Annotated in this window: 21 protein-coding genes; 8 read left to right on the top strand and 13 right to left on the bottom strand. The window is 65.2% G+C overall.

Annotation, left to right across the window (positions count from 1 at the left end):
• Positions 1-6: 6 nt before the first annotated feature.
• Positions 7-756 (bottom strand): ParA family protein, encoded by a 750-nt coding sequence (locus AAC014_RS04405; RefSeq protein WP_339704571.1) that lies wholly within the window; start codon positions 754-756, stop codon positions 7-9.
• 84 nt (positions 757-840) lie between these two features.
• Between AAC014_RS04405 and AAC014_RS04410 the strand changes: the two genes are divergently transcribed.
• Positions 841-2,124 (top strand): serine hydrolase domain-containing protein, encoded by a 1,284-nt coding sequence (locus AAC014_RS04410; RefSeq protein ID WP_339704574.1) that lies wholly within the window; start codon positions 841-843, stop codon positions 2,122-2,124.
• Here AAC014_RS04410 and AAC014_RS04415 read toward each other — a convergent pair.
• Complete coding sequence (locus AAC014_RS04415) at positions 2,116-3,009, bottom strand: prephenate dehydratase (protein WP_339704577.1); 894 nt, start codon at positions 3,007-3,009, stop codon at positions 2,116-2,118. The two genes, AAC014_RS04410 and AAC014_RS04415, sit on opposite strands and share 9 nt — an antisense overlap.
• Positions 3,010-3,156: 147 nt before the next feature.
• Between AAC014_RS04415 and AAC014_RS04420 the strand changes: the two genes are divergently transcribed.
• Positions 3,157-3,819, top strand: a complete 663-nt coding sequence (locus AAC014_RS04420; protein ID WP_339704580.1) for a cytochrome c family protein — start codon at positions 3,157-3,159, stop codon at positions 3,817-3,819.
• Here the strand turns inward: AAC014_RS04420 and AAC014_RS04425 are convergent.
• From AAC014_RS04425 to AAC014_RS04440, 4 genes are all read right to left on the bottom strand, one after another.
• Positions 3,816-5,075, bottom strand: coding sequence for a DUF418 domain-containing protein (locus AAC014_RS04425; protein WP_339704583.1), 1,260 nt, complete (start codon positions 5,073-5,075; stop codon positions 3,816-3,818). The two genes, AAC014_RS04420 and AAC014_RS04425, sit on opposite strands and share 4 nt — an antisense overlap.
• Positions 5,076-5,113: 38 nt before the next feature.
• Positions 5,114-5,992 carry an LOG family protein gene (locus AAC014_RS04430; protein WP_339704586.1) on the bottom strand — a complete coding sequence of 293 codons (879 nt, stop codon included), beginning with the start codon at positions 5,990-5,992 and terminating at the stop codon, positions 5,114-5,116.
• Between the two features lie 32 nt (positions 5,993-6,024).
• Positions 6,025-6,657 (bottom strand): extensin family protein, encoded by a 633-nt coding sequence (locus AAC014_RS04435; protein WP_339704589.1) that lies wholly within the window; start codon positions 6,655-6,657, stop codon positions 6,025-6,027.
• A gap of 75 nt (positions 6,658-6,732) precedes the next feature.
• On the bottom strand, positions 6,733-7,260 hold the full coding sequence (locus AAC014_RS04440) for a hypothetical protein (RefSeq protein WP_339704592.1): 528 nt from the start codon (positions 7,258-7,260) through the stop codon (positions 6,733-6,735).
• Here AAC014_RS04440 and AAC014_RS04445 point away from each other — a divergent pair.
• On the top strand, positions 7,243-7,968 hold the full coding sequence (locus tag AAC014_RS04445) for a GGDEF domain-containing protein (protein WP_339704594.1): 726 nt from the start codon (positions 7,243-7,245) through the stop codon (positions 7,966-7,968). The two genes, AAC014_RS04440 and AAC014_RS04445, sit on opposite strands and share 18 nt — an antisense overlap.
• Here the strand turns inward: AAC014_RS04445 and AAC014_RS04450 are convergent.
• Positions 7,965-9,113: an alpha-hydroxy acid oxidase gene (locus AAC014_RS04450; protein ID WP_339704596.1), complete on the bottom strand. Its 1,149-nt coding sequence runs from the start codon at positions 9,111-9,113 to the stop codon at positions 7,965-7,967. The genes AAC014_RS04445 and AAC014_RS04450 overlap by 4 nt on opposite strands.
• A 148-nt stretch (positions 9,114-9,261) precedes the next feature.
• Between AAC014_RS04450 and AAC014_RS04455 the strand changes: the two genes are divergently transcribed.
• From AAC014_RS04455 to AAC014_RS04465, 3 genes are all read left to right on the top strand, one after another.
• Complete coding sequence (locus AAC014_RS04455; protein WP_339704599.1) at positions 9,262-10,398, top strand: phosphoserine transaminase; 1,137 nt, start codon at positions 9,262-9,264, stop codon at positions 10,396-10,398.
• Positions 10,399-10,493: 95 nt separating this feature from the next.
• The gene (gene serA, locus AAC014_RS04460; protein WP_339704602.1) at positions 10,494-12,071 is read left to right on the top strand and encodes a phosphoglycerate dehydrogenase; all 1,578 of its coding nucleotides are present in this window, start codon (positions 10,494-10,496) and stop codon (positions 12,069-12,071) included.
• Between the two features lie 133 nt (positions 12,072-12,204).
• Entirely contained in the window at positions 12,205-13,320 is a 1,116-nt protein-coding gene (locus AAC014_RS04465; protein WP_339704605.1) for an ATP phosphoribosyltransferase regulatory subunit, read from the top strand.
• A 24-nt stretch (positions 13,321-13,344) separates the two neighbouring features.
• Here AAC014_RS04465 and AAC014_RS04470 read toward each other — a convergent pair whose 3' ends face one another.
• Positions 13,345-14,358, bottom strand: a complete 1,014-nt coding sequence (locus AAC014_RS04470) for an alpha/beta hydrolase (protein WP_339704608.1) — start codon at positions 14,356-14,358, stop codon at positions 13,345-13,347.
• Between the two features lie 139 nt (positions 14,359-14,497).
• On the opposite strand from AAC014_RS04470, the gene AAC014_RS04475 reads away from it, so the two are divergent.
• Both AAC014_RS04475 and AAC014_RS04480 read left to right on the top strand, forming a co-directional pair.
• The gene (locus AAC014_RS04475) at positions 14,498-15,787 is read left to right on the top strand and encodes an adenylosuccinate synthase (protein ID WP_339704611.1); all 1,290 of its coding nucleotides are present in this window, start codon (positions 14,498-14,500) and stop codon (positions 15,785-15,787) included.
• A gap of 11 nt (positions 15,788-15,798) precedes the next feature.
• Complete coding sequence (locus AAC014_RS04480; protein WP_339704614.1) at positions 15,799-16,539, top strand: class I SAM-dependent methyltransferase; 741 nt, start codon at positions 15,799-15,801, stop codon at positions 16,537-16,539.
• Here AAC014_RS04480 and AAC014_RS04485 read toward each other — a convergent pair.
• The 5 genes from AAC014_RS04485 to AAC014_RS04505 are packed head-to-tail and all read right to left on the bottom strand — an operon-like array spanning position 16,536 to position 20,545.
• Positions 16,536-16,820, bottom strand: coding sequence for an acylphosphatase (locus AAC014_RS04485; protein ID WP_339704617.1), 285 nt, complete (start codon positions 16,818-16,820; stop codon positions 16,536-16,538). The genes AAC014_RS04480 and AAC014_RS04485 overlap by 4 nt on opposite strands.
• A complete protein-coding gene (gene aroC, locus AAC014_RS04490; RefSeq protein ID WP_339705339.1) occupies positions 16,817-17,887 on the bottom strand; it encodes a chorismate synthase in 1,071 nt (356 codons plus the stop codon). The genes AAC014_RS04485 and aroC overlap by 4 nt, the downstream gene beginning before the upstream one ends.
• A complete protein-coding gene (gene fabI / locus AAC014_RS04495) occupies positions 17,884-18,687 on the bottom strand; it encodes an enoyl-ACP reductase FabI (protein WP_293781128.1) in 804 nt (267 codons plus the stop codon). The genes aroC and fabI overlap by 4 nt, the downstream gene beginning before the upstream one ends.
• An 8-nt stretch (positions 18,688-18,695) precedes the next feature.
• Positions 18,696-19,586: a YihY/virulence factor BrkB family protein gene (locus tag AAC014_RS04500; RefSeq protein WP_339704620.1), complete on the bottom strand. Its 891-nt coding sequence runs from the start codon at positions 19,584-19,586 to the stop codon at positions 18,696-18,698.
• Positions 19,583-20,545, bottom strand: coding sequence for a DnaJ C-terminal domain-containing protein (locus AAC014_RS04505; RefSeq protein ID WP_339704623.1), 963 nt, complete (start codon positions 20,543-20,545; stop codon positions 19,583-19,585). Before AAC014_RS04505 ends, AAC014_RS04500 begins: the two co-directional genes overlap by 4 nt.
• Positions 20,546-20,637 lie beyond the last annotated feature (92 nt).

Below are 20,637 nucleotides of genomic sequence, written 5' to 3' on the forward strand. Positions count from 1 at the left end.
CGGCGGTCAGGCCTTTCGCGGCCGCGCCGGGCGGGTGAGCTTGCGTTCGATCGCCGTCACCAGCTTCGAAAACTCCTTGGTTTCCACGGCATCGGGCGCAATCTCAGCGAGCGGCAGGCAATAGACCGCCATTTCCTCGACCTTGCTCGAATACGGGATCGCATGGACGTCCGGGCAGGCCTCCAGCGTCTCGCGATGCAGCGCGCGGCGCTTGTCGACCATCGTGAACACCGGAATCACCGGCGGCTCGCCCTTGTGGTGCCGACTCAGATGCTCGGCGAGCTGCTCGTTCGTGCGCGCCGAGAGCGGCGACATCGTCATCGGCTCGACGATCAGGTCCGCTGCCCGGAAAATCTGGTCAGCGAGCAGGCCGAAACCCGGCGGGCAATCGAGCACGACGCGGTCGTACTCACCTGCCACAGCCGCGAGCCGCTTCGCCAGCAGCTTCGCGCGCTGCGATTCGACGAGCTGGACATCGAGCTTGCGGAGCGATTCGTCCGCCGCGAGCACATCGAGGCCGGGCCACTTGCTCGGCACGATATAGGCCTCGATATCGCCGCCGCCGCTTCCGGCGAACAGCTTGCGGGCCTTCTTGCTCGGTTCGACCTGCAGCAGGTCCGATGCCGCGCCCTGCGCGTCGAGATCCCACAGCAGCGTGCGCCGCTTGGCCTGGGTTGCAAGGAGGTGTGCGAGATTGACAGCCACGGACGTCTTGCCGACGCCGCCCTTCAGGCTGAAGACTGCGATGACTTTCATGCCGCTCCGCCGTTGACGTCCTGTTTTTCCATGGCACTCATGTGGCATTTATAAGCCACGTAGCCAACAGGGGAATCGTCGCCGATGACATTGCAATCCGGGTTCGACCGTCGCAGCCTCCTTGGCGGAATCGCCGCTTTCGGCGGTCTTGCCCTGCTTCCGGCCTGCGCCGCGACCTCCCGAAGCGCTGCCCCTGCCGCCGCACCTGTCCGCAACTGGACGGCGCTGAAGGCGCTTGCCGAGCGCTATGTGGCGGATCGCAAGGTGGCGGGCATGATCATCGGCGTGGGCAACGGCGACGCCCCCGCCTTCTATACCGGCGCGGGAACGCTCGGCTTGCAGCGCGAAACGCCGGTCGATGCGAAGAGCATCTGGCGCATTTATTCGATGACGAAGCCGGTGACGGGCGTGCTCGCCGCGCAGATGATCAGCGAAGGCACACTCGGCCTCGATCAGCCGATCGCCGACATCCTCCCCGCGTTCAAGGCGATGAAGGTCGCGATCGATCCGGCAACCAGCCTTGAAGGCCGCGCGGCAAGCGGACCGATCACGGTGCGCCACCTGCTGACGCACACGGCCGGGTTCACCTACCATTTCATGCCCAACGCCATCGGCAAGGCCTATCGCCGCTTCGGACTGATGCCGGGAATGCGCACGGTCGGGCGCGAGCCGGGCGACGGCGAATCGCCGAGCAGCCTGCTGGCCTTCGCGAATGCCGTCGCCGAACTTCCGCTCGTCGCCGACCCCGGCACGGCGTGGAACTACAGCATTTCGCTCGATGTGCTCGGCGCCGTTATCGAGAAGGTCGCGCGGAAGCCGTTTGAAACGGTGCTTCAGGAACGGTTGTTCACGCCGCTCGCCATGCATGACACGGGCTTCTCCGTGCCTGCTGCGTCGATGAACCGGCTGGCCACCAACTATCTGCTGCACAGCAACAACCTCGTACCCGTCGATGCCCCGCCGAAGACCGAGTATGCCGTGCCCGCAAGCTACCCGGCAGGCGGAGGCGGACTCGTGTCCACGGCGAACGATTACATGCGCTTCATGCGGATGGTCGCGAACGGCGGGCAGCACAGCGGCACGCAGATCATCTCGCCCGAAGCCGCGAAGCTGGTGGTTTCGAACCTGCTCCCCAAGGGCGTCTTCTATGAAGGCAATCAGGGATACGGCGCGGGCGGACGCGTTGTGATCGCGCCGGGGCCGGGCCTCATCCCCGGCAGCTACGGCTGGGGCGGTGCGGCAGGAACGCTCGCCTCGGCGCTGCCTGCGCAGAAGCTCAGCGTCGTGCTGATGACGCAGTACATGCCGCAGCAGGCCTACCCGCTGCCCGAAGATCTCGGAAAGGCGCTCGCCGCAGATTTAGCGTGAACGCGCCTGCGCATAGGTGCCGAGCATCCGCACCCACTTTGTGTGGTACTTCAGCTCGTCGAGCGCGCGCTCGACGTTGGGGTCGTCCGGGCGCCCCTCGATGTCCACATAGAACTCGGCCGCCTGAAACTGGCCATCGCGCATGTAGCTTTCGAGCTTGGTGAGGTTGACACCGTTGGTGGCGAAGCCACCGAGCGCCTTGTAGAGTGCGGCGGGCACCGAGCGCACCTCGAACAGCAGCGAGGTCATGGCGGGAAGCCCCGCCTTCGGCATCGACGGTTCACGCGCAAGCGACACGAAGCGCGTGGTGTTGTGTGCCTCGTCCTCGATTCCCTCGGCGAGTGGCGTAAGACCGTAGAGCTGACCGGCAAGCTGCGAGGCAACCGCTGCAACGGTCTTGTCGCCATCGTCCGCGACCTTCGCAGCCGAGGCAGCCGTATCGAACGACGCGACCGGGCTGATGCCCCATTCGCGAAGCCGCTTCCGGCACTGGCCGAGCGCCTGCGGGTGGCTGATCGCGACCTTCACGTCCGAAAGCACCGCTCCGGGCACTGCCAGCAACGAGTGGCGCACGCGCACGAAGTGCTCGGCGACGATCCACAGCCCCGACTCCGGTAGCAGGAAGTGAATGTCCGCAACGCGCCCATGCAGCGAGTTCTCGATCGGGATGATTGCACGCCCCGCACGCCCCTCGCGCACCGCATCGATCGCGTCGGAGAAGGACAGGCACGGCAGCGTCGGCGCCCCCGCCGCCATCTCGCGCGCGGCCTGATGCGAATAGGCGCCGGGCGCCCCCTGAAACGCGACCGCCGTTTCCGGCGTTTTTTCAGCGGCTTGCGCAAGCTCATCGACGAGCCGCGCGGCGGATTCGGGATAGTTCTGCATCGCCGCGCTCTTTGCGGCGCGGGGGCTTACTACGTCAAGCGCAGCCTGCGGCGATCTGGTGCTTGGCAAGCCCGACTCCTGAAACTATGTTCCGCGCGATTTTGAACCGGGGGGCTCGACGAAAAGCCCCGCTCTTCGGAGGGCGCAGTGGACAGTTACGAATGGAACAAGATTATCGGCTGGGTGCTCGCGGCCGCGATTGCGGTGCTTGGCCTGTCGATCCTCACGGGATTCGTCTACGCGCCCGGCCACTCTGAAACGAAGGGCTACGTCGTCGAAGGCGTCGAGGTCGAGGCTGAAGCCGGCGCCGGTGCGGCCGAAGCCGTGCAGCCGATCGCCGCGTTCCTCGCCACCGCCAACCCGGCGAAGGGCGAAGCGCAGTTCAAGAAGTGCGCCGCCTGCCACACCGTCAACAAGGGCGGCGCCAACGGCCAGGGCCCGAACCTCTACGGCATTCTCGGCGCCAAGGTCGCGCACCTCGCGGGCTTCGCATACTCGGACGCCGTGAAGAACCATGGCGGCAACTGGGGCTGGGACGAGCTCAGCCACTGGGTCGAATCGCCCCGCAAGTACATTCCGGGCAACAAGATGAGCTTCGCGGGCATCTCGAAGCCGCAGGATCGCGCCGACCTGCTCGTCTACCTCAATTCGCAGAGCGACAGCCCGCTGCCGCTGCCGGCCGTACCGGCGGTTGCCGAAGCGCCTGCCGCCGAGGCTCCGGCTGACGCCGCAGCCACCGACGCAGCGCCCGCTGCAGGTGAACAGGCTGCCGCCACTCCGGTGGAAGCGCCTGCGGAAGCGACGCGCTAAGACCGAACGAATGCTGGGCGCTGGCCGTATGTGAGCCAGCGCCACAGCCATTCGAGCGGGCCCATGCTGAATCGCTGCAGCCACCATGTACTGAACGCGGTCAAAACGACCGCGATGCCAAGCGCGATCAGCCAGCTCTGACCAACAGAGATGCCGCCGTGCAGCCCGAACGCAAAGCCCGGAAACAATAGCCACTGTGCGATCAGCGTCTCGCCGATGTAGGTCGTGAGCGCCATACGCCCCGGCGCCGCGAATGTTCTGAGCATGTGCCGCCCGCGTGCGGTTTGCAGGGTCGCCAGCACCAGCCCCGCGTGCGCGATCGTGGTCGCGAGGCGCCCGATCTGGTAGGTGACCTCCGAAATCGGGATGGGGACCATGAAACCGGCAGCGACCAACTGCTCGGTCTCAATGAGATTGATCGGAACGCCGATCGCGTAGCCCGCAAGCGCTGCCTTGAGATAGATGTCCCGCGGCAGGCTCCCGCCGAGGAAACCTGTCTTGAACAGCCCGGCGCCGAGCAGCATCATGGCCAGCGCGTCGAGTGACCACCAGCTGAGCCCGGGAAGATCGTTCCATTTGATAGCGATCGTCACCTTGTAAGCGAGATTGTCGGCCAGGCCTCTCTGCCGCGCGGCCCGAGAATGCGCGTCCGCTTCCAGGTCGGGCTGGATGGCGTCGAGATAGTCCTGCCAGGCGAGGATGCGCTCGTCGTCTTCGCTCGCGCCGAACGCGATGGCGGCTTCGGCGTGTTCGCGCGTATTCATGCCTTCGACGACTGCCGCTGTACCGATTGCAGTGATGACCGCCATCCCGCCGAGACCGAGGCCGATGAGCGCACGCGCCGGAAGATCACGGAACGGAAACAGGAACAGCCCGGCGATGCCGTAGATGAGCAAGATGTCGCCCGGCCACATCAGCAGATAGCCGTGGATAAGACCAAACACGATGAGTGCGATCATGCGACGATAGTAGATCGAAAGCGCCGAGCGCCCCGCCTGCGGACGGGAAGCGAGAATCACGAAACCCGCGCCGAACAGCAGTGAAAGCAGCCCACGCATCGTGCCTTCGACGAAAAGCTGCTGCGCCCACCAGACGATGCGGTCGGAGAGCACCCACCCCGAGATACGCGGATCGGAAGCAATGCCGGGAACGCTGCCCATGGCCCAGATGTTGAGCAGCATGATGCCGAGAATGGCGATGCCGCGCAGGATATCCAGCGCTTCGATGCGTGACGCGCCGTCCCGCGCTTCGCCCATCCGCCTCCCCGGTTCGGGCGCGTTTTCCTACAGTCGCCCTAGCAGGGGCCACCCATAGCAGAAATTTCGTAGAATCCGGCCACGATTTCCCAAGCCTCTTCGGCCGTTTCCACGAAATGGAACAGCGAAAGGTCATCGCGCGAAATCGTACCTTCTTCGGCAAGCGCCTCGAAGTTGATGATCCGTTCCCAGAACTCGCGGCCAAAAAGCAGCACCGGCATCGGCTTGATCTTGCGCGTCTGGATGAGCGTCAGCGTCTCGAACAGCTCGTCGAACGTACCGAAGCCGCCCGGGAACGCCGCCACCGCCTTCGCGCGCATCAGGAAGTGCATCTTCCGGAGCGCGAAATAGTGGAACTGGAACGAAAGCGCCGGCGTCACGTACTGGTTCGGCAGCTGCTCGTGCTCCAGCACGATATTGAGCGCGACGGATTCGGCTCCCGCGTCATGCGCTCCCTTGTTCGCCGCCTCCATGATCGACGGCCCGCCGCCCGAGCAGATCACAAACTGACGTTCGCCATCCTCGCGTGGCAGTGACGAGACGAGATAGGCAAGCTTGTAGGCTTCCGCATAATATTTCGCCTTGGCGCGCAGCCGCTCGGCGACCCGCTTTTCCCAGTCCGTCCGCGCTGCAGCGACGAGCGCGTCCGCCGTTTCCGGGGACGGGATGCGCGCCGAGCCGTAAAGCACGAATGTCGAGGCGATGCCGTGCTCTTTCAACAGCATCTCGGGCTTCAGCAATTCCAGCTGGAAACGGACCGGCCGCAGCTCCTCGCGCAGCAGGAAGTCCTTGTCCTGGAACGCGAGGCGATAGCTCGGATGCTCGGTTTGCGGGATCGGCGTCGATTTCTCGGCAACCGCTGCATCTTCTTCCGCTGAGGGGAAGGTGCGGCGCGAAACTTTGGTTTTATCGTCCATGCGGGGGTCTCTAGCGCCGAAAGCAGCCTGCGTCAGCGGCAATATGGCCCGCGGCCCATATCGAGATGGAAGTGATCCTGATGAAAGGCGTCGCCGTCGGGGCCGATAACGATGTTGAACGGCGCACAACCCGCACGGTGGGCGGCGCGCAGGAAGGATTGCTCGTCCGCCGCCCCGCGCCATCCCGATTTTACCGCAACCGTACGGCCGTTCGCCAGCGTGAAGCTTGCGATATCGACCGCGTTCGCACGCGCATGTTCGGAAAGCCGCGCGCCCGGCTGGCTGTTGCGTGTCCGGCAGGCATAGCTGCCGTAGCTCTGGATGCGCACGACGTCCGCTCCGAAATGATCACGCGCCGCCGGACGCACGCCCTGATGTACCCATCGATAGAGCGACTCGGCGACTGGACACGAAACGGCTTTCAATCCGGCGACGGGCACGCCGATATCAAGCAGCAACACGGCGTTGTCATATCCGCATTGTCCTTCGACATGGGGGTCGAGCTTCCGGTATTTCATCCCCTGCAAACGATCGAGCCGCGCGAAGCAGGCGGTCGCGTTGTCCGGCCCCTGCGATACGGGTTTCTGGCCGGAAACCGGCGGAGAACCGCTCGAACAGGCTGCGACGGCAATAAGCGACAAGGCGGAAAGAACGCGGCCCAGCATGCCCCTCTTTTAACGCCGGGATCGCCACCCGCAACCAACCAGCCGTTTTTCGGCCCGTCGTATTTGGCGGTAACGTTAACCTTGCCTCAATCCCCATCGGGAAACCTTGCCTCCCATTTGCTCCTGAGAGAGCTGAGTAATCGTCGCGGAGTGCTTAAGTAGCGTATGAAACGAGCCTTTTTTCCAAGGGCAGAAACCGTGCTCGACGGGATCTATGTGGATCTTGTGCGCAGCATCTACGCGGCATTGATCCCTCCGCTGATCATGAGCGTCGGTTTCGTCGCGGGCGGCATAATGGTTGTTCGGGAAACCGGCGACGCGGCTCTTGCGGTTATTGTCGCCGCTGGAACGCTTATGGCCGTCAGCCGCCTCGCCGTCGCTCTTATCGGGCGCCGGGAAGCGTTTGATCCGGGTCTCGGCGTCGAGCGCGCCCAGTGTCTGGAACGCCAATTCGCCTTCGCATACATCGGTTTTGCAGTGTGCCTGGGCGCTTTTGGCGCCCGCGTGTTTATGCTGCCTGCAAACGAAGCCCACCTGTTCACCGCCGTATTGCTCGTGGGATACGGTGCAGGCGTTGTCGCTGGCATGGCGCCGCGTCCGCATCTCGCCATCGCCAGCATGGTCATCGGCTTGGTCCCCGGCCTTGTTTCCAGTTTCATGGTAGCAAGCGAACTATATTGGGCGACATCGGCGATGATGACCGCCTTGCTCGTCGGCGGCATCCGCAACCTGCTCGATCGTTACCGTTTCACGGTGCGGGAAATCAGCCGACGCATTACTTTCGGCAATCTGGCGCGCACCGATGGCCTCACCGACCTGCCGAATCGCCTCGCACTTCGCGAATGGTTCGAGGAGCATGTAACGCTCAATCCGCACGCCGGGCTCGTCGCGGTGCACTGTCTCGATCTCAACAGCTTCAAGGCGGTCAACGACGAGTTTGGTCACCCGGTGGGCGACGCCCTGCTGTCGGCGGTCGGCAAGCGCCTGGCTTACATCATCCGCGAATCCGATAAGGCTGCGCGGCTTGGCGGCGACGAGTTCGCCGTCGTCCAGTGCGGCATGAAGCACCCGGAGGAGGCAGCCGTTCTCGCTCGGCGCATCGAAGCGGCGATCCGCCAGCCCTTCCGGCTCGACGGGCGGGTCGCGAAACTCTCCACCTGCATCGGCTACGCCGTTTCAGACGACCGCGCCGAGGATCTCGAACCCCTCATCAGTCGCGCCGACGAAGCCCTTTACACCGCCAAGCGCAGTGGCGGCGGTATCGCCGCACAGATCGACGACGAGCGGAACGGAATTCCAGCCGCGGCCTAACGAAACCGCAGGTTTTCCCGCGAAAGGTCCGCCAGCGTGCGTGCCCCCATCAGTTTCATGTCGCGCTCGATCTCGCCGCGCAGCTTGCCGAGGACACGTTCGACGCCCGGCTGCCCGGCTGCCGCGAGCGCATAGAGATAGAGCCGCCCGCCGGAAACCGCACGCGCACCCATCGACAGGGCCTTCAGCACGTGCGTGCCGCGCCGCACACCGCCGTCTAGGATGATCTCCAGCCGGTCGCCAACAGCATCAACGATCTCCGCGAGCTGATCGAACGGCGCGCGCGACCCATCGAGCTGGCGCCCGCCGTGATTGGAAATCATGATCGCACTCGCGCCGATATCGATCGCCCGGCGCGCGCACTCCGCGGACATCACCCCCTTCAGGCAGAACGGCCCGCCCCATTCGGCGCGGATCGCTTCGGCGGCTTTCCAGTCCATCGTCTGGTCGAGCAGCGAGGTGAAGTATTCGCTCACCGTCACCGCCGTATTGCTGCCCTGCTTGATGTGATTCTTGAGGTTCGGAAGCTCGAATCGCTCGCGGAGCAAGTAGTTCAGCGTCCACGAAGGATGCGTCGCGAAACTGAGCAGGCTGGAGGGCGTCAGCTTCGGCGGCGTGGTGAAGCCGGTGCGGAAATCGCGTTCGCGGTTCCCACCGACAATCGTGTCCACGGTGAGCGCCAGCGCATCGAACCCGGCGGCTTTTGCCGCCTGGATCATGTCCCGGTTAATGCCCCGATCCTTGTGATAATAGAACTGGAATAGCTTGGGCGTGGAAATCGTACGGCCGATCTCCTCGAGGCTGACGGTCGCAAGACTGGAGATTCCGCAGAACGTCCCGAACTTTTCCGCTGCGCGTGCCACGGCGCGTTCGCCGTCGTGGTGGAAAAGGCGCTGAAGCGCTGTCGGCGAGAGGAACAGCGGCATCTCGATGCGCTTGCCGAACAGCGTGGTGGACATGTCCACCGTCTCCACACCCGCGAGAACGCGCGGCACCAGGTCGCAGTCATTGAACGCTGCCGTGCTCCGCGCGAGCGTAATCTCGTCGTCGGCCGCCCCGTCAATGTAGTGGAACACGGGCGCGGGCAGGCGCTTTTTCGCGAGTTTGCGGAAATCCGCGATGTTGTGACAATCACTGAGACGCATTGACAATTCCCCCGAACCTTATCGCCCCGCCTGTAGCATCGGGATGCCTTGCCACAAAATGGCCATTTGACTCTCTCCCGCGCATCTCTATGAGCGGCGGCGGGCCACGCCGTCCCAACGCGGCGCGCGCTCTCTGTGAGGAGAGATTATGACTGACGTTACGAAGCCGGGCATCCTGCCCGCCCGCCCCCAGTTTTCTTCCGGCCCCTGCGCCAAGCGCCCCGGCTGGGATCCCATGAAATTCCATCTCGACGTGCTCGGCCGCTCGCACCGTGCCAAGCTCGGCAAGGCGCGCCTGAAGCTCGCCATCGACCTCACCCGCAAGGTGCTCGGCGTGCCGGACGATTACCGCATCGGTATCGTCCCCGCCTCGGATACCGGCGCGGTGGAAATGGCGATGTGGTCGATGCTTGGCACGCGCCCGGTTACGACGATCGCGTGGGAAAGCTTCGGTGAAGGTTGGGTCACCGATGTTGCCAAGCAGCTGAAGCTGAATCCCACGGTGGTGAAGGCGCCCTACGGCGAACTGCCGGACCTCAAGGCCGTCGATTTCGCGAGCGATGTGATCTTCACCTGGAACGGCACGACCTCGGGCGTCCGCGCGCCGAACGGCGACTGGATCCCGGCGGACCGCGAGGGCCTGACCTTCGCAGACGCGACCTCCGGCGCATTCGCGCAGGATCTGCCGTGGGACAAGCTCGATGTTACGACCTTCTCGTGGCAGAAGGTACTGGGCGGCGAAGGCGGGCACGGCGTGCTCATCCTCTCCCCGCGCGCGGTCGAACGGCTTGAAACCTACACGCCCGCATGGCCGCTGCCGAAGATTTTCCGCATGACCAAGGGCGGCAAACTGATCGAAGGCATCTTCGTCGGCGAGACGATCAACACCCCCTCGATGCTCTGCGTCGAGGACTATATCGACGCGCTCGAATGGGCGGACGGTCTCGGCGGCTGGAAAGCTCTCGCCGCCCGCGCCGACGCCAATGCCGCTGCGCTCAATGCATGGGTCGACAAGACGCCGTGGATCGAAAACCTTGCGGTTGATCCCGCAACGCGATCGAACACCAGCGTCTGCCTGAAGATCACGGACCCGCGCGCTGACGCCGAAACGCCGAAGAAGATCGCCTCGCTCCTGGAAAAGGAAAACGCGGCGCTCGACATCAACGGCTACCGCGATGCCCCGGCTGGCCTGCGCATCTGGTGCGGTGCCACGGTCGAAATCGCCGACATCGAGGCGCTGACACCGTGGCTCGACTGGGCCTTCGCACAAGTCGTTTCGCACTGAATTGAAACCGTCACCCCGGCGAAGGCCGGGGTCCATCCCACTGATCGAATGGATACCGGCCTTCGCCGGTATGACGATGAGGAAAGCAACATCCCATGCCCAAGGTTCTAATTTCCGATAAAATGTCTCCGAAGGCCGCCGCTATCTTTAAGGAGCGCGGCGTCGATTTCGACGAGAAGCCCGGCCTCACCAAGGACGAGCTGAAGGCGATTATCGGTCAGTACGACGGCCTCGCCATCCGCTCGGCCACCAAAGTCACCGCCGATATCCTTGAAGCGGCGACCAACCTGAAGGTCGTCGGCCGTGCCGGTATCGGTGTCGACAACGTCGATATCCCGTCTGCGTCCGCGAAGGGCGTCGTCGTGATGAACACGCCGTTCGGCAACTCGATCACCACCGCCGAACACGCCATCGCGCTGATGTTCGCGCTCGCTCGCCAACTGCCAGAGGCGGACGCCTCCACGCAGGCCGGCAAGTGGGAAAAGAACCGCTTCATGGGCGTCGAAGTCACGGGCAAGACGCTCGGTCTCATCGGCGCGGGCAACATCGGCTCGATCGTCGCCGAACGCGCGCTCGGCCTCAAGATGAAGGTCGTCGCGTTCGATCCGTTCCTGACACCGGAACGTGCCGAGGACATCGGCATCGAGAAGGTAGAGCTCGACCAGCTCCTCGCGCGTGCCGATTTCATCACGCTGCACACGCCGCTCACCGATTCGACGCGCAACATCCTCAGCCGCGAAAACCTGCTGAAGACGAAGAAGGGCGTCCGCATCATCAATTGCGCACGCGGCGGCCTCATCGACGAGGCGGCTCTCAAGGAACTGCTCGATTCGGGCCACATCGCCGGTGCCGCGCTCGACGTGTTCGTGAACGAACCCGCGCACGAAAGCCCGCTGTTCGGTACGCCCGGCTTCATCTCGACCCCGCACCTCGGTGCATCCACGGACGAGGCGCAGGTGAACGTCGCCATCCAGGTCGCCGAGCAGATCTCGGACTTCCTGCTGTCGGGCGCCGTCACCAACGCGCTCAACGTGCCGTCGCTCTCCGCCGAGGAAGCGCCGAAGGTCCGCCCCTACATCGAGCTTGCCGAAAAGCTCGGTCTGCTTGCGGGCCAGCTCGCCAAGGGCGCGATCAGCCACGTCACTGTCGAGGTGGAAGGTGCTGCGGCCGAGCTCAACATCAAGCCGATCACGAGCGCCGTGATCACCGGCCTGATGCGGCCGATTTCGGACACGGTGAACATGGTTAACGCCATTCATATTGCGCGAGAGCGCGACATCGGCATCGCGGAAGTCCGCCACGAACGCGAAACCGACTACCACACGTTGCTGCGCGTGACGGTGAAGACCGAGGAAGGCGAGCGTTCGGTCGCGGGCACGCTGTTCGGCATGAAACGCCCGCGCCTTGTCGAACTGTTCGGCATCAAGGTCGAGGCCGACCTCGACGGCTCGATGTTGTTCATCGCGAACGAGGACAAGCCGGGCTTCATCGGCAAGGTCGGCAGCGCGCTCGGCGAAGCGGGCGTCAATATCGGTACCTTCCACCTCGGCCGCCGCGGCCAGGGCGGCGAGGCGATCCTGTTGCTGTCGGTGGATGGCGCTATCGACGACCCGCTGCTCTGGACAATCTGCAAGCTGGACGGCGTGAAGGACGTGAAAGCGCTTCGCTTCTAGCGCGCAGCGCCGTTCCGGCGATGCCGGACTCTTATCCTCTCCCTCTCCCCGCCGGGGAGAGGGTCGGGGAGAGGCGCAAACAAACACCCTCAATCTTGTTTCTATCCCCCCACCCCGCTAGAGCCGGGCGACCATGACCGATCCGATCTCCAAGGGCCTGCTTCCCGAAGGCTTCCGCGACCGCCTGCCCCCGCAAGCCGAAGCGGCCGCCGACTTGCTCCGCACGCTGCTGGATCAGGTTTCGGCGCATGGCTACGAGCGCGTCTCGCCGCCGCTCGTCGAGTTCGAAGACAGTCTCGTCACCCGCCTGTCCTCCGCGCGCCCGCAGGATCTGCTTCGCTTCGTCGATCCTCTGTCGCAGCGTACGCTGGCGCTTCGCCCCGATATTACCGCGCAGGTCGGCCGCATCGCCGCCACGCGCATGGCGCACATCGCGCGCCCGCTGCGGCTTGCTTATGGCGGCCCCGTGCTCCGTGTGCGCCCGGCGCAGGTCGGTCCGCAGCGCGAGGCGATGCAGATGGGCGCCGAGCTGATCGGCTCCGATCACGTCGATGCCGTCGCCGAACTCCTCGGCATCGCGCTCGAAGCCCTCGCCGCGGCGGGCCTCACCGACATGTCGGTCGATCTCACCCTCCCCGATCTCGTCGGCACGCTAGCCGGAGGACCCTGGCCGGTCGCTGCGCCGCTCGCCGACGTGCAAACCGCGCTCGACGGCAAGGACGCCGCCGCGCTTCAAGGCCTGGATGCATCACGATACGGCGCGCTCATCGAAGCCGCCGGACCTGCGGAAGCGGCCTTGGCGCGGTTGAAAGCACTGAACGCGGGCGGTGCGCTCGACACGCGCATTTCCGGCCTCGAACGGCTGGTCGCCACGGCTGCCCCGCACGCCGCCGTCACCATCGACCCCACCGAGCGCCACGGCTTCGAATACCAGACGTGGATCGGCTTTTCCGTGTTCGCGGCAGGTGTGCGCGGCGAAGTCGGGCGCGGCGGCACCTATCTCGTCCGCCACCCCGGCGGCGGCGAGGAGACGGCGGTGGGCTTCTCGCTCTATGTGGACGGCCTTGTCGACGCAGGCCTCGGCGCCTCGCGCCGCCGCCGCCTGTTCGTGCCGCTTGGCGAAGCCGCGCACGCCGCGCAGCTCCGCACGGAGGGCTGGACCACCATCGCCGCACTCACCGAGGCAGACACGCCCACGCGCCTGCGCTGTGACTACAGCCTTTCGAACGGCGAGATCATCAAGCTTTGAAGCCCTGACGTCAGCGTCAAATCCCTACAAAGCCGCCTTCAGGAATGCATCAACGTCGGCGGTCGCAGAGTCGCCGTCCGCACCTAAATCCTGATTGAGTTCACGGTGGCTGCTGTCCGGCACAGCCACCGCCCGCGCCTTCGCCCCCGCCTTTTCAAGCGCCTGCACCAACGCCCGTGATTGGCCGAGCGAAGCGTCGCGCCCCTCGACATAAAGCGCCAGCCACGCAGCGGCGTTCGGCGGAGCGGTGTGCGTCATCGGCGATAGTGCTGCTTGCCGCTTCGGATCGTCGCCGAACGCCGGGCCATAGAGCTTCTGCACGATCGGGCCGCCCGTCTTCATGTGCGCAGGCACATCATACCCTGCGCCGTCCAGCAGCACGACAGCCTTCACCGCGCCCATCGGCACGTCCGCCGCCTTCAGATATTGTGGATCGCTCGTCACCAGCGCGGCGAGGTGTGCGCCTGCGCTATGTCCCATCAGCGCGATACGGTTCGGATCGATGCCGTATTCCGCCGCGCGGAACCGCAGCATGTCGATCGCGGACGCAACGTCCGCCGCCTGCTGCTCAACAGTCGCGTTCGGCACCAGCCGGTAGTTTATCGATGCGAAGGCATAACCCTCGTCCGTGAAATGCTCAGGTTTCCGCCCGGAAGCCTGCCGCTTGTCGCCAAGGCTCCACCCGCCGCCGTGGATGAACACGATGAGCGGCGCGGGAGCGGCACCTTTCGCGCGGTAAAAGTCGATCGCCTGCCGCGCATCATTGCCGTAGCTCACCGTTACAGTCGGCATCGCTCCCGCGCCGGGGCCGTTGCGCAGCGCATCGAGCGCGCGCCTGCAGTCCTCCGAAACCTTGTCACGATTCTCGATGATGCACTGGCGGACCTTGAGCTTGTTCGCCTTGTCGCTGCCGCACAGCGTCTCCATGTCGGCGCGGCAGGCCATCAGCCCGCCGCCCATGCGCGGCCGCTGCTGTGCCTCCGCCGTCACGCCCGCCAGCACGAGCGCCATCGCTCCCAGAATCAGCTTTGCCCGCATTTCATCTCCCAGCCTTCGTGTACCATACGCGTGATAGAGCGAATAACCTTCGCCTCCCATGCAAAAGCCGTGGACGCATCGGCGCGACAACCCTAGTGAGTGCCGCCGTGTATCGACGCTGAATGGAGACGTCCCCGAAATGGCCAACGTGACCGTGATCGGCGCCCAGTGGGGCGACGAGGGCAAAGGCAAGATCGTCGACTGGCTTTCGGCGCGCGCCGATGTCGTCGTGCGCTTCCAGGGCGGTCACAACGCGGGCCATACGCTCGTCGTCGGCAACAACACCTACAAGCTGAGTCTGCTGCCTTCGGGCATCGTGCGCGGCACGCCATCCGTCATCGGCAACGGCGTCGTGCTCGACCCTTGGCATCTGAAGGCCGAGATCGAGAAGCTGCGCGGCCAGGGCGTTGCGATCAGCCCGGAAAATCTCATCATCAGCGAAACCTGCCCGCTCATTCTCCCCTTCCACCGCGATCTCGACGCGCTGCGCGAGGACGCGAGCGGCGCCGGCAAGATCGGCACCACCCGGCGCGGTATCGGTCCGGCCTATGAAGACAAGGTGGGCCGCCGCGCGCTCCGCGTTTGCGACCTCGCGCACCTCGATGAGGCAGGCCCGCAGATCGACCGCCTGCTCGCGCACCACAATGCGCTGCGCGCAGGCTTCGGTGTCGATCCGATCGACCGCGGCGCGCTCATCGCCGACCTTGAAGCCATCGCGCCCGAGGTGCTGCCCTACGCGGGCCCTGCATGGGTCGGCCTCAACGAGGCCCGCCGCGCGGGCAAGCGCATCCTCTTCGAAGGCGCGCAAGGCGTGCTGCTCGATGTCGACCATGGCACGTATCCGTTCGTCACCAGTTCGAACACCATCGCGGGCACCGCGAGCGGCGGTTCCGGCCTCGGCCCCTCGGCGACCGGCTACGTTCTCGGCATCGTCAAGGCGTACACGACGCGCGTCGGCTCCGGCCCCTTCCCCACCGAGCTGGACGACGCGACCGGCCAGCGCCTCGGCGAACGCGGCCACGAGTTCGGCACCGTCACGGGCCGCAAGCGCCGCTGCGGCTGGTTCGACGCGGCGCTGCTGCGCCAGTCGATCGCCGTCTCCGGCGTCACCGGCATCGCGCTCACCAAGCTCGACGTGCTCGACGGTTTCGAGGAATTGAAGATCTGCACCGGCTACGATGTGAACGGTGTTAACTACGATCATTTACCGGCGCATCCCGCCGCGCAAGCCGCCGCGAAGCCGATCTACGAGACGTTCGACGGCTGGCACGAATCAACCGCGGGCGCCCGCAGTTGGGCGCAGCTTCCCGCGCAGGCGATCAAATATGTCCGCCGTATCGAGGAACTCATCGGCTGCCCGGTGGCGCTCGTCTCAACGAGCCCCGAGCGCGAAGACACCATCCTTGTGACGGACCCCTTCGCAGACTAGGCTTCGGCCACATGACTTCGCGCGAACGCACGGCGATCCGACCACGAACGATGGATCTGTCCGCGCTGGCGCCGCCGCAGCTCTGGCGTAACCGGCTCACAGTCATCGCGTTTGCGCTTATCCAGTGGCCTTGGCTGCTGCGGAGTCTCTGGGGCGGGCGGCTCACCGCGAAGTTCGCGCTTCTCGACCGTCTGGGTCTTCCGCGCACCGCGCTTCCGCATCTCGGCAGCTGGAAAGCCGACGTCGGCTTCCTAACCCAGCTCGCCGACGACATCATCCGCCTGTGCCCCGACACCGTCGTTGAATTCGGCATGGGCGCCTCCACGCTCATCATCGCGGCAGCGCTCCGCAAGGCCGGCGGCGGCGCGCTCATCAGCTTCGATCAGCACGCTGATTTCGTGGCGGCGACCCGGCGCTGGCTTGCCGAACACGGCCTCGCCGCCGATCTCCGCACCGCCGCGCTCGTTCCGGCCGCGAAGTGGCCCGGCCTCTGGTATCGCCACGGCGACCTGCCGGAACAGATAGACCTTCTCGTCATCGATGGTCCGCCGTGGACGATCCACCCGTTCACCCGCGGCAGCGCCGATGGCCTGTTCGACCGGGTAGCGCCCGGCGGGCAGATCATACTGGACGATGCCGCCCGTCCCGGCGAACGCATGATCGCGCGGCGCTGGCGGCGCGACTGGCCGGACTTCGACTGGCGCTACGTGCGCGGCATCAAGGGTACGCTCATCGGCGAGCGCCGCGCCTAAACCGTAGGCTTCTTCGTAAACCCGCGCGGCACGATACCTTGCGCGTCCTCGACCTCCACGCGCTCCACCTTTGCGGCGGCCGGGCCTTCGTGGCAGGCAGTGATCAGCTTTTCGATAGCTTCGGCAGAGCCCACGGCGAGCACCTCCACCGAGCCGTCAATGCGGTTGCGCACCCAGCCATCGAGACCAAGCCTTTGCGCGGTTTCGAGCGTCCATGCCCGGAACCACACGCCCTGCACGCGGCCGTGAATGCGCAGCCGCCGCGCGATTCGGTCGGTCATCCCACCTGTGCGCGGTGCATCAGGAAGGCATCAGCCAGCACGCACGCCATCATCGCCTCGGCAACCGGCACGGCGCGGATGCCGACGCACGGGTCGTGGCGTCCCTTGGTCATCACCTCGACCGCCTCGCCGTAGCGCGTGACCGTCTGCACCGGCGTCAGGATCGAGGAGGTCGGCTTCAGCGCGATGCGGCAGACGACGTCCTGCCCCGTGGAAATGCCGCCCATCACGCCGCCGGCGTGGTTCGTATCGAACACCGGCGGGTCACCCGCCTCTGCGCCCGGCCGCATCCGGTCGGCATTGTCCTCGCCGCGCAGGCGCGCTGCCGCGAAGCCGTCGCCGATCTCGACGCCTTTCACGGCGTTGATCGACATCATCGCCGCCGCCAGTTCGCCGTCGAGCTTCGTGTAGAGCGGCGAGCCCCAGCCCGCCGGAACCCCGCTCGCGAACACCTCGACCACCGCGCCCACCGATGAACCGGACTTGCGCACGCTGTCGAGCAGCACTTCCCAGCGCTTCGCGGCTTCGGGATCGGCACACCAGAAATCGTTGTTCGGGAGTTCATGCGCGGCGAAACGCTCGGCGCGGTCGCCACCGATCTCCACGACATGGCCGAGGATGCCGACACCCGCGATCACCTTGCGCGCCACCGCCCCCGCCGCCACGCGCGCCGCCGTCTCCCGTGCCGAGGACCGCCCACCGCCGCGATAGTCGCGAAACCCGTACTTGGCGTCATAGGTATAGTCGGCGTGGCCGGGGCGATACTTCTCTGCGATGTCGCCGTAGTCCTTCGAGCGCTGGTCGACGTTCTCGATCATCATCGAGATCGGCGTGCCCGTCGTCTTCCCCTCGAACACGCCGGAGAGGATCTTCACCTCATCAGGCTCCCGCCGCTGCGTCGTGTGGCGCGACTGGCCGGGCTTCCGCCTATCGAGCCAAGGCTGGATGTCGGCTTCGGAGAGCGCGATTCCCGGCGGGCAACCGTCGACGACAACACCAAGCGCCGGGCCGTGGCTTTCGCCCCACGTCGTGAATCGGAAGATGCGCCCGAAGCTGTTGAACATCAGGCGAGCGCAATGTCCGGCGCGTCCTCGGCCTTCATGCCGATCACGTTGTAGCCGGCGTCGACATGGTGAATCTCACCCGTCACGCCGCTCGCGAGGTCGGAGAGCAGGTAGAGCGCCGAGCCACCGACGTCTTCGATGGTGACGTTGCGCCTTAAGGGGCTGTTCAGTTCGTTCCACTTCAAGATGTAGCGGAAGTCGCCGATGCCGCTCGCCGCGAGCGTCTTGATCGGCCCGGCGGAGATCGCGTTCACGCGAATGTTCTCCGGCCCGAGGTCCATCGCGAGATACTTCACGCTCGTTTCAAGCGCGGCCTTCGCGACACCCATGACGTTGTAGTGTGGCACCACCTTCTCGGCGCCGTAGTAGCTGAGCGTCAGGACCGAGCCGCCGTTCGGCATCATCGCGCGCGCCCTGCGAGTCGCCGCGACGAAGCTATAGGCCGACACATTCATGGTCAGCAGGAAGTTCTCGAGGCTAGTGTCCACATAGAGACCGCGCAGCTCGTTCTTGTCCGAAAAGCCGATCGCGTGGACGAGGAAATCGATCGTCGGCCACCGCGCCGCGAGCGTCTCGAACGCCGTATCCAGCCCCGCCATGTCGGAGACATCGCACTCGATCAGGAAGTCCGATCCAACGCTTTCAGCCAGAGGCCGCACGCGCTTCTCCAGCGCCTCGCCCTGATAGCTGAAGGCCAGTTCCGCGCCCTGATCAGCAAGCGCCTGTGTTATCCCCCACGCCAGCGAGCGTTCGTTCGCGAGCCCCATGATCAGCCCGCGTTTTCCCTGCATCAATCCAGCCATATCTGCTTTCAGCCTTTCGGTTGTCCCCCCGATTCCGCGTCCTTTTGCCCACTTTCGGGTTCCATTGCCAGCGCCGCGTTCAGCTCTGCGCCAATCACGAATCCCATGCCGGCGATGAAGAAGAACAGGAGCGTGATCATGACGCCCGCAAGCGGGCCGTAGAAGCGGTCGTAAGTGGAAACGTCGGCGAGCAGCCGCGGCAAAATCAGCGTCGCGCCGACCCACACACCCGCTGTAACCCCCGCGCCCGGCCACTTCGGCCCGCGCTTTCGGAAACTTGCCGGGGTGAGGCTGTGAAACAGCAGGTAAAGCGCGAGAAACAGCACCACCAGAGGCCCGAGCCGCCCGATGTCGATGATCTCCTCGATCGTGTCGATCCACGGTACGAAACGCGCGACGAATTCTTCGGCGGTCACCACGATCACCTGCGCAGCGAACGCCGCCAGCATCAGGAAAACACTTCCGAGGATCACCGCGAAGCTGCCAAGCCTGCGCTGCCAGATGGGCGCCGCATACTGCGTGTGATAGGCGCGGCGCAGGATGTCGCGGATCGTCTCGATGTAGCTTCCAGCGGTCCACAGCCCCACGAGGATCGAGAAGGTAAGAATACCGGTCGAGCCCTGCATCGCCGCCTCGATGGGCGGACCGACGATCCCGGCAACCGACGGCGGCAGAGTTCGCAGAAAGCCCTCGACCGCTTCAAGCCCCGCGTCCGACCGGCCGAGCATCCCTGCAAACGTCCCGAGCACGATGAAGAACGGAAACAGCGCCAGCATCGAAAGATAGGCAAGGTTCCCGGCATGGATGAAGCCATCGTCCCACACGCCCTTCACGACGCGAAGGGCGACGCGAACCGCGCGCCGCTCTTCTTCGAGCAGACGCGCGAAAAAACGGATCATGCCATCCCGGCGCGGGGATCGTGCGCCTTGCCGCTGTCCCAGCCTTCCGCGAACGCCTTCAGCGCGGCGTCGCTCTCGGGAATCACGATTTCGAGCGTCACGAGAAGGTCGCCGCGCCCTCCATCCTTCTTGTGGAAACCCTTGCCTTTCAAGCGCAGCACCTTGCCGGATGATGACCCCGGCGGCACGGAAAGCATCACCGATCCGCTCGTCGTCGGCGCCTTCACCTTCCCGCCAAGCACGGCCTCGTCGAGCCGAATCGGCAGTTCGAGGCGGATATCATCGCCGTCGCGCTTGAAGAACCGGTGTGGGGAAACCCGCAGCGTGACGATCGCGTCACCGTTGCCGCCCGGCCCCGCCTCTCCCTGCCCGGCAAGCCGGATCTGCTGGCCTTCGACAAACCCAGCAGGCAGTTTCAGGTCCACCGTCTTGCCCGAAGCGAGCGTCACGCGCTGCGGCTTCAGTTCGGCGGCTTCGGCAAAGTCCACGGCGAGCTTGTAGGCGACGTTGCGGCCCTTCGCAGGCGGCTGTCGCGGCCCTGAGCGGCCGCCGAAGTCGAACCCCCCGAACCCGCCGCCGCCAGCACCGCCACCCCGTCCGCGCCCGAAAAGCTCGGAAAGGATGTCGTCGGCAGCGCCCGTGAAGCTGAAATCATCGCCGCCCGTGTTGTACGTGCGCGAATAACCGCCGCCCGGCCCGGCGCCACCGCCGCCGCCGAACCCGAACGGCATCTTGGGATTGCCCTGCTCATCGATCTCGCCCCGATCGTACTGTGCGCGCTTGTCCTTGTCGGAAAGCAGGTCGTAGGCGGCCGTCACCTCGGAGAATTTCTCCGACGCCTTCGGGTTGTCCTTGTTGCGGTCGGGGTGCAGTTCCTTGGCCAGTTTGCGGTATGCGGACTTGATTTCCGCATCGCTCGCGCCGCGCTTTACACCAAGGGTCGAATAGAGATCGCTCATCGTCCCTACGCTCACCACAATGCCTCCGGAAAATCCACTGTTGCCAAAATGCAACAGACTGGAGATAGGGAGGAATTCCAGCGTCGCAAGAG

Source organism: uncultured Sphingosinicella sp. (genome assembly GCF_963974575.1).
GTDB lineage: Bacteria > Pseudomonadota > Alphaproteobacteria > Sphingomonadales > Sphingomonadaceae > Sphingosinicella.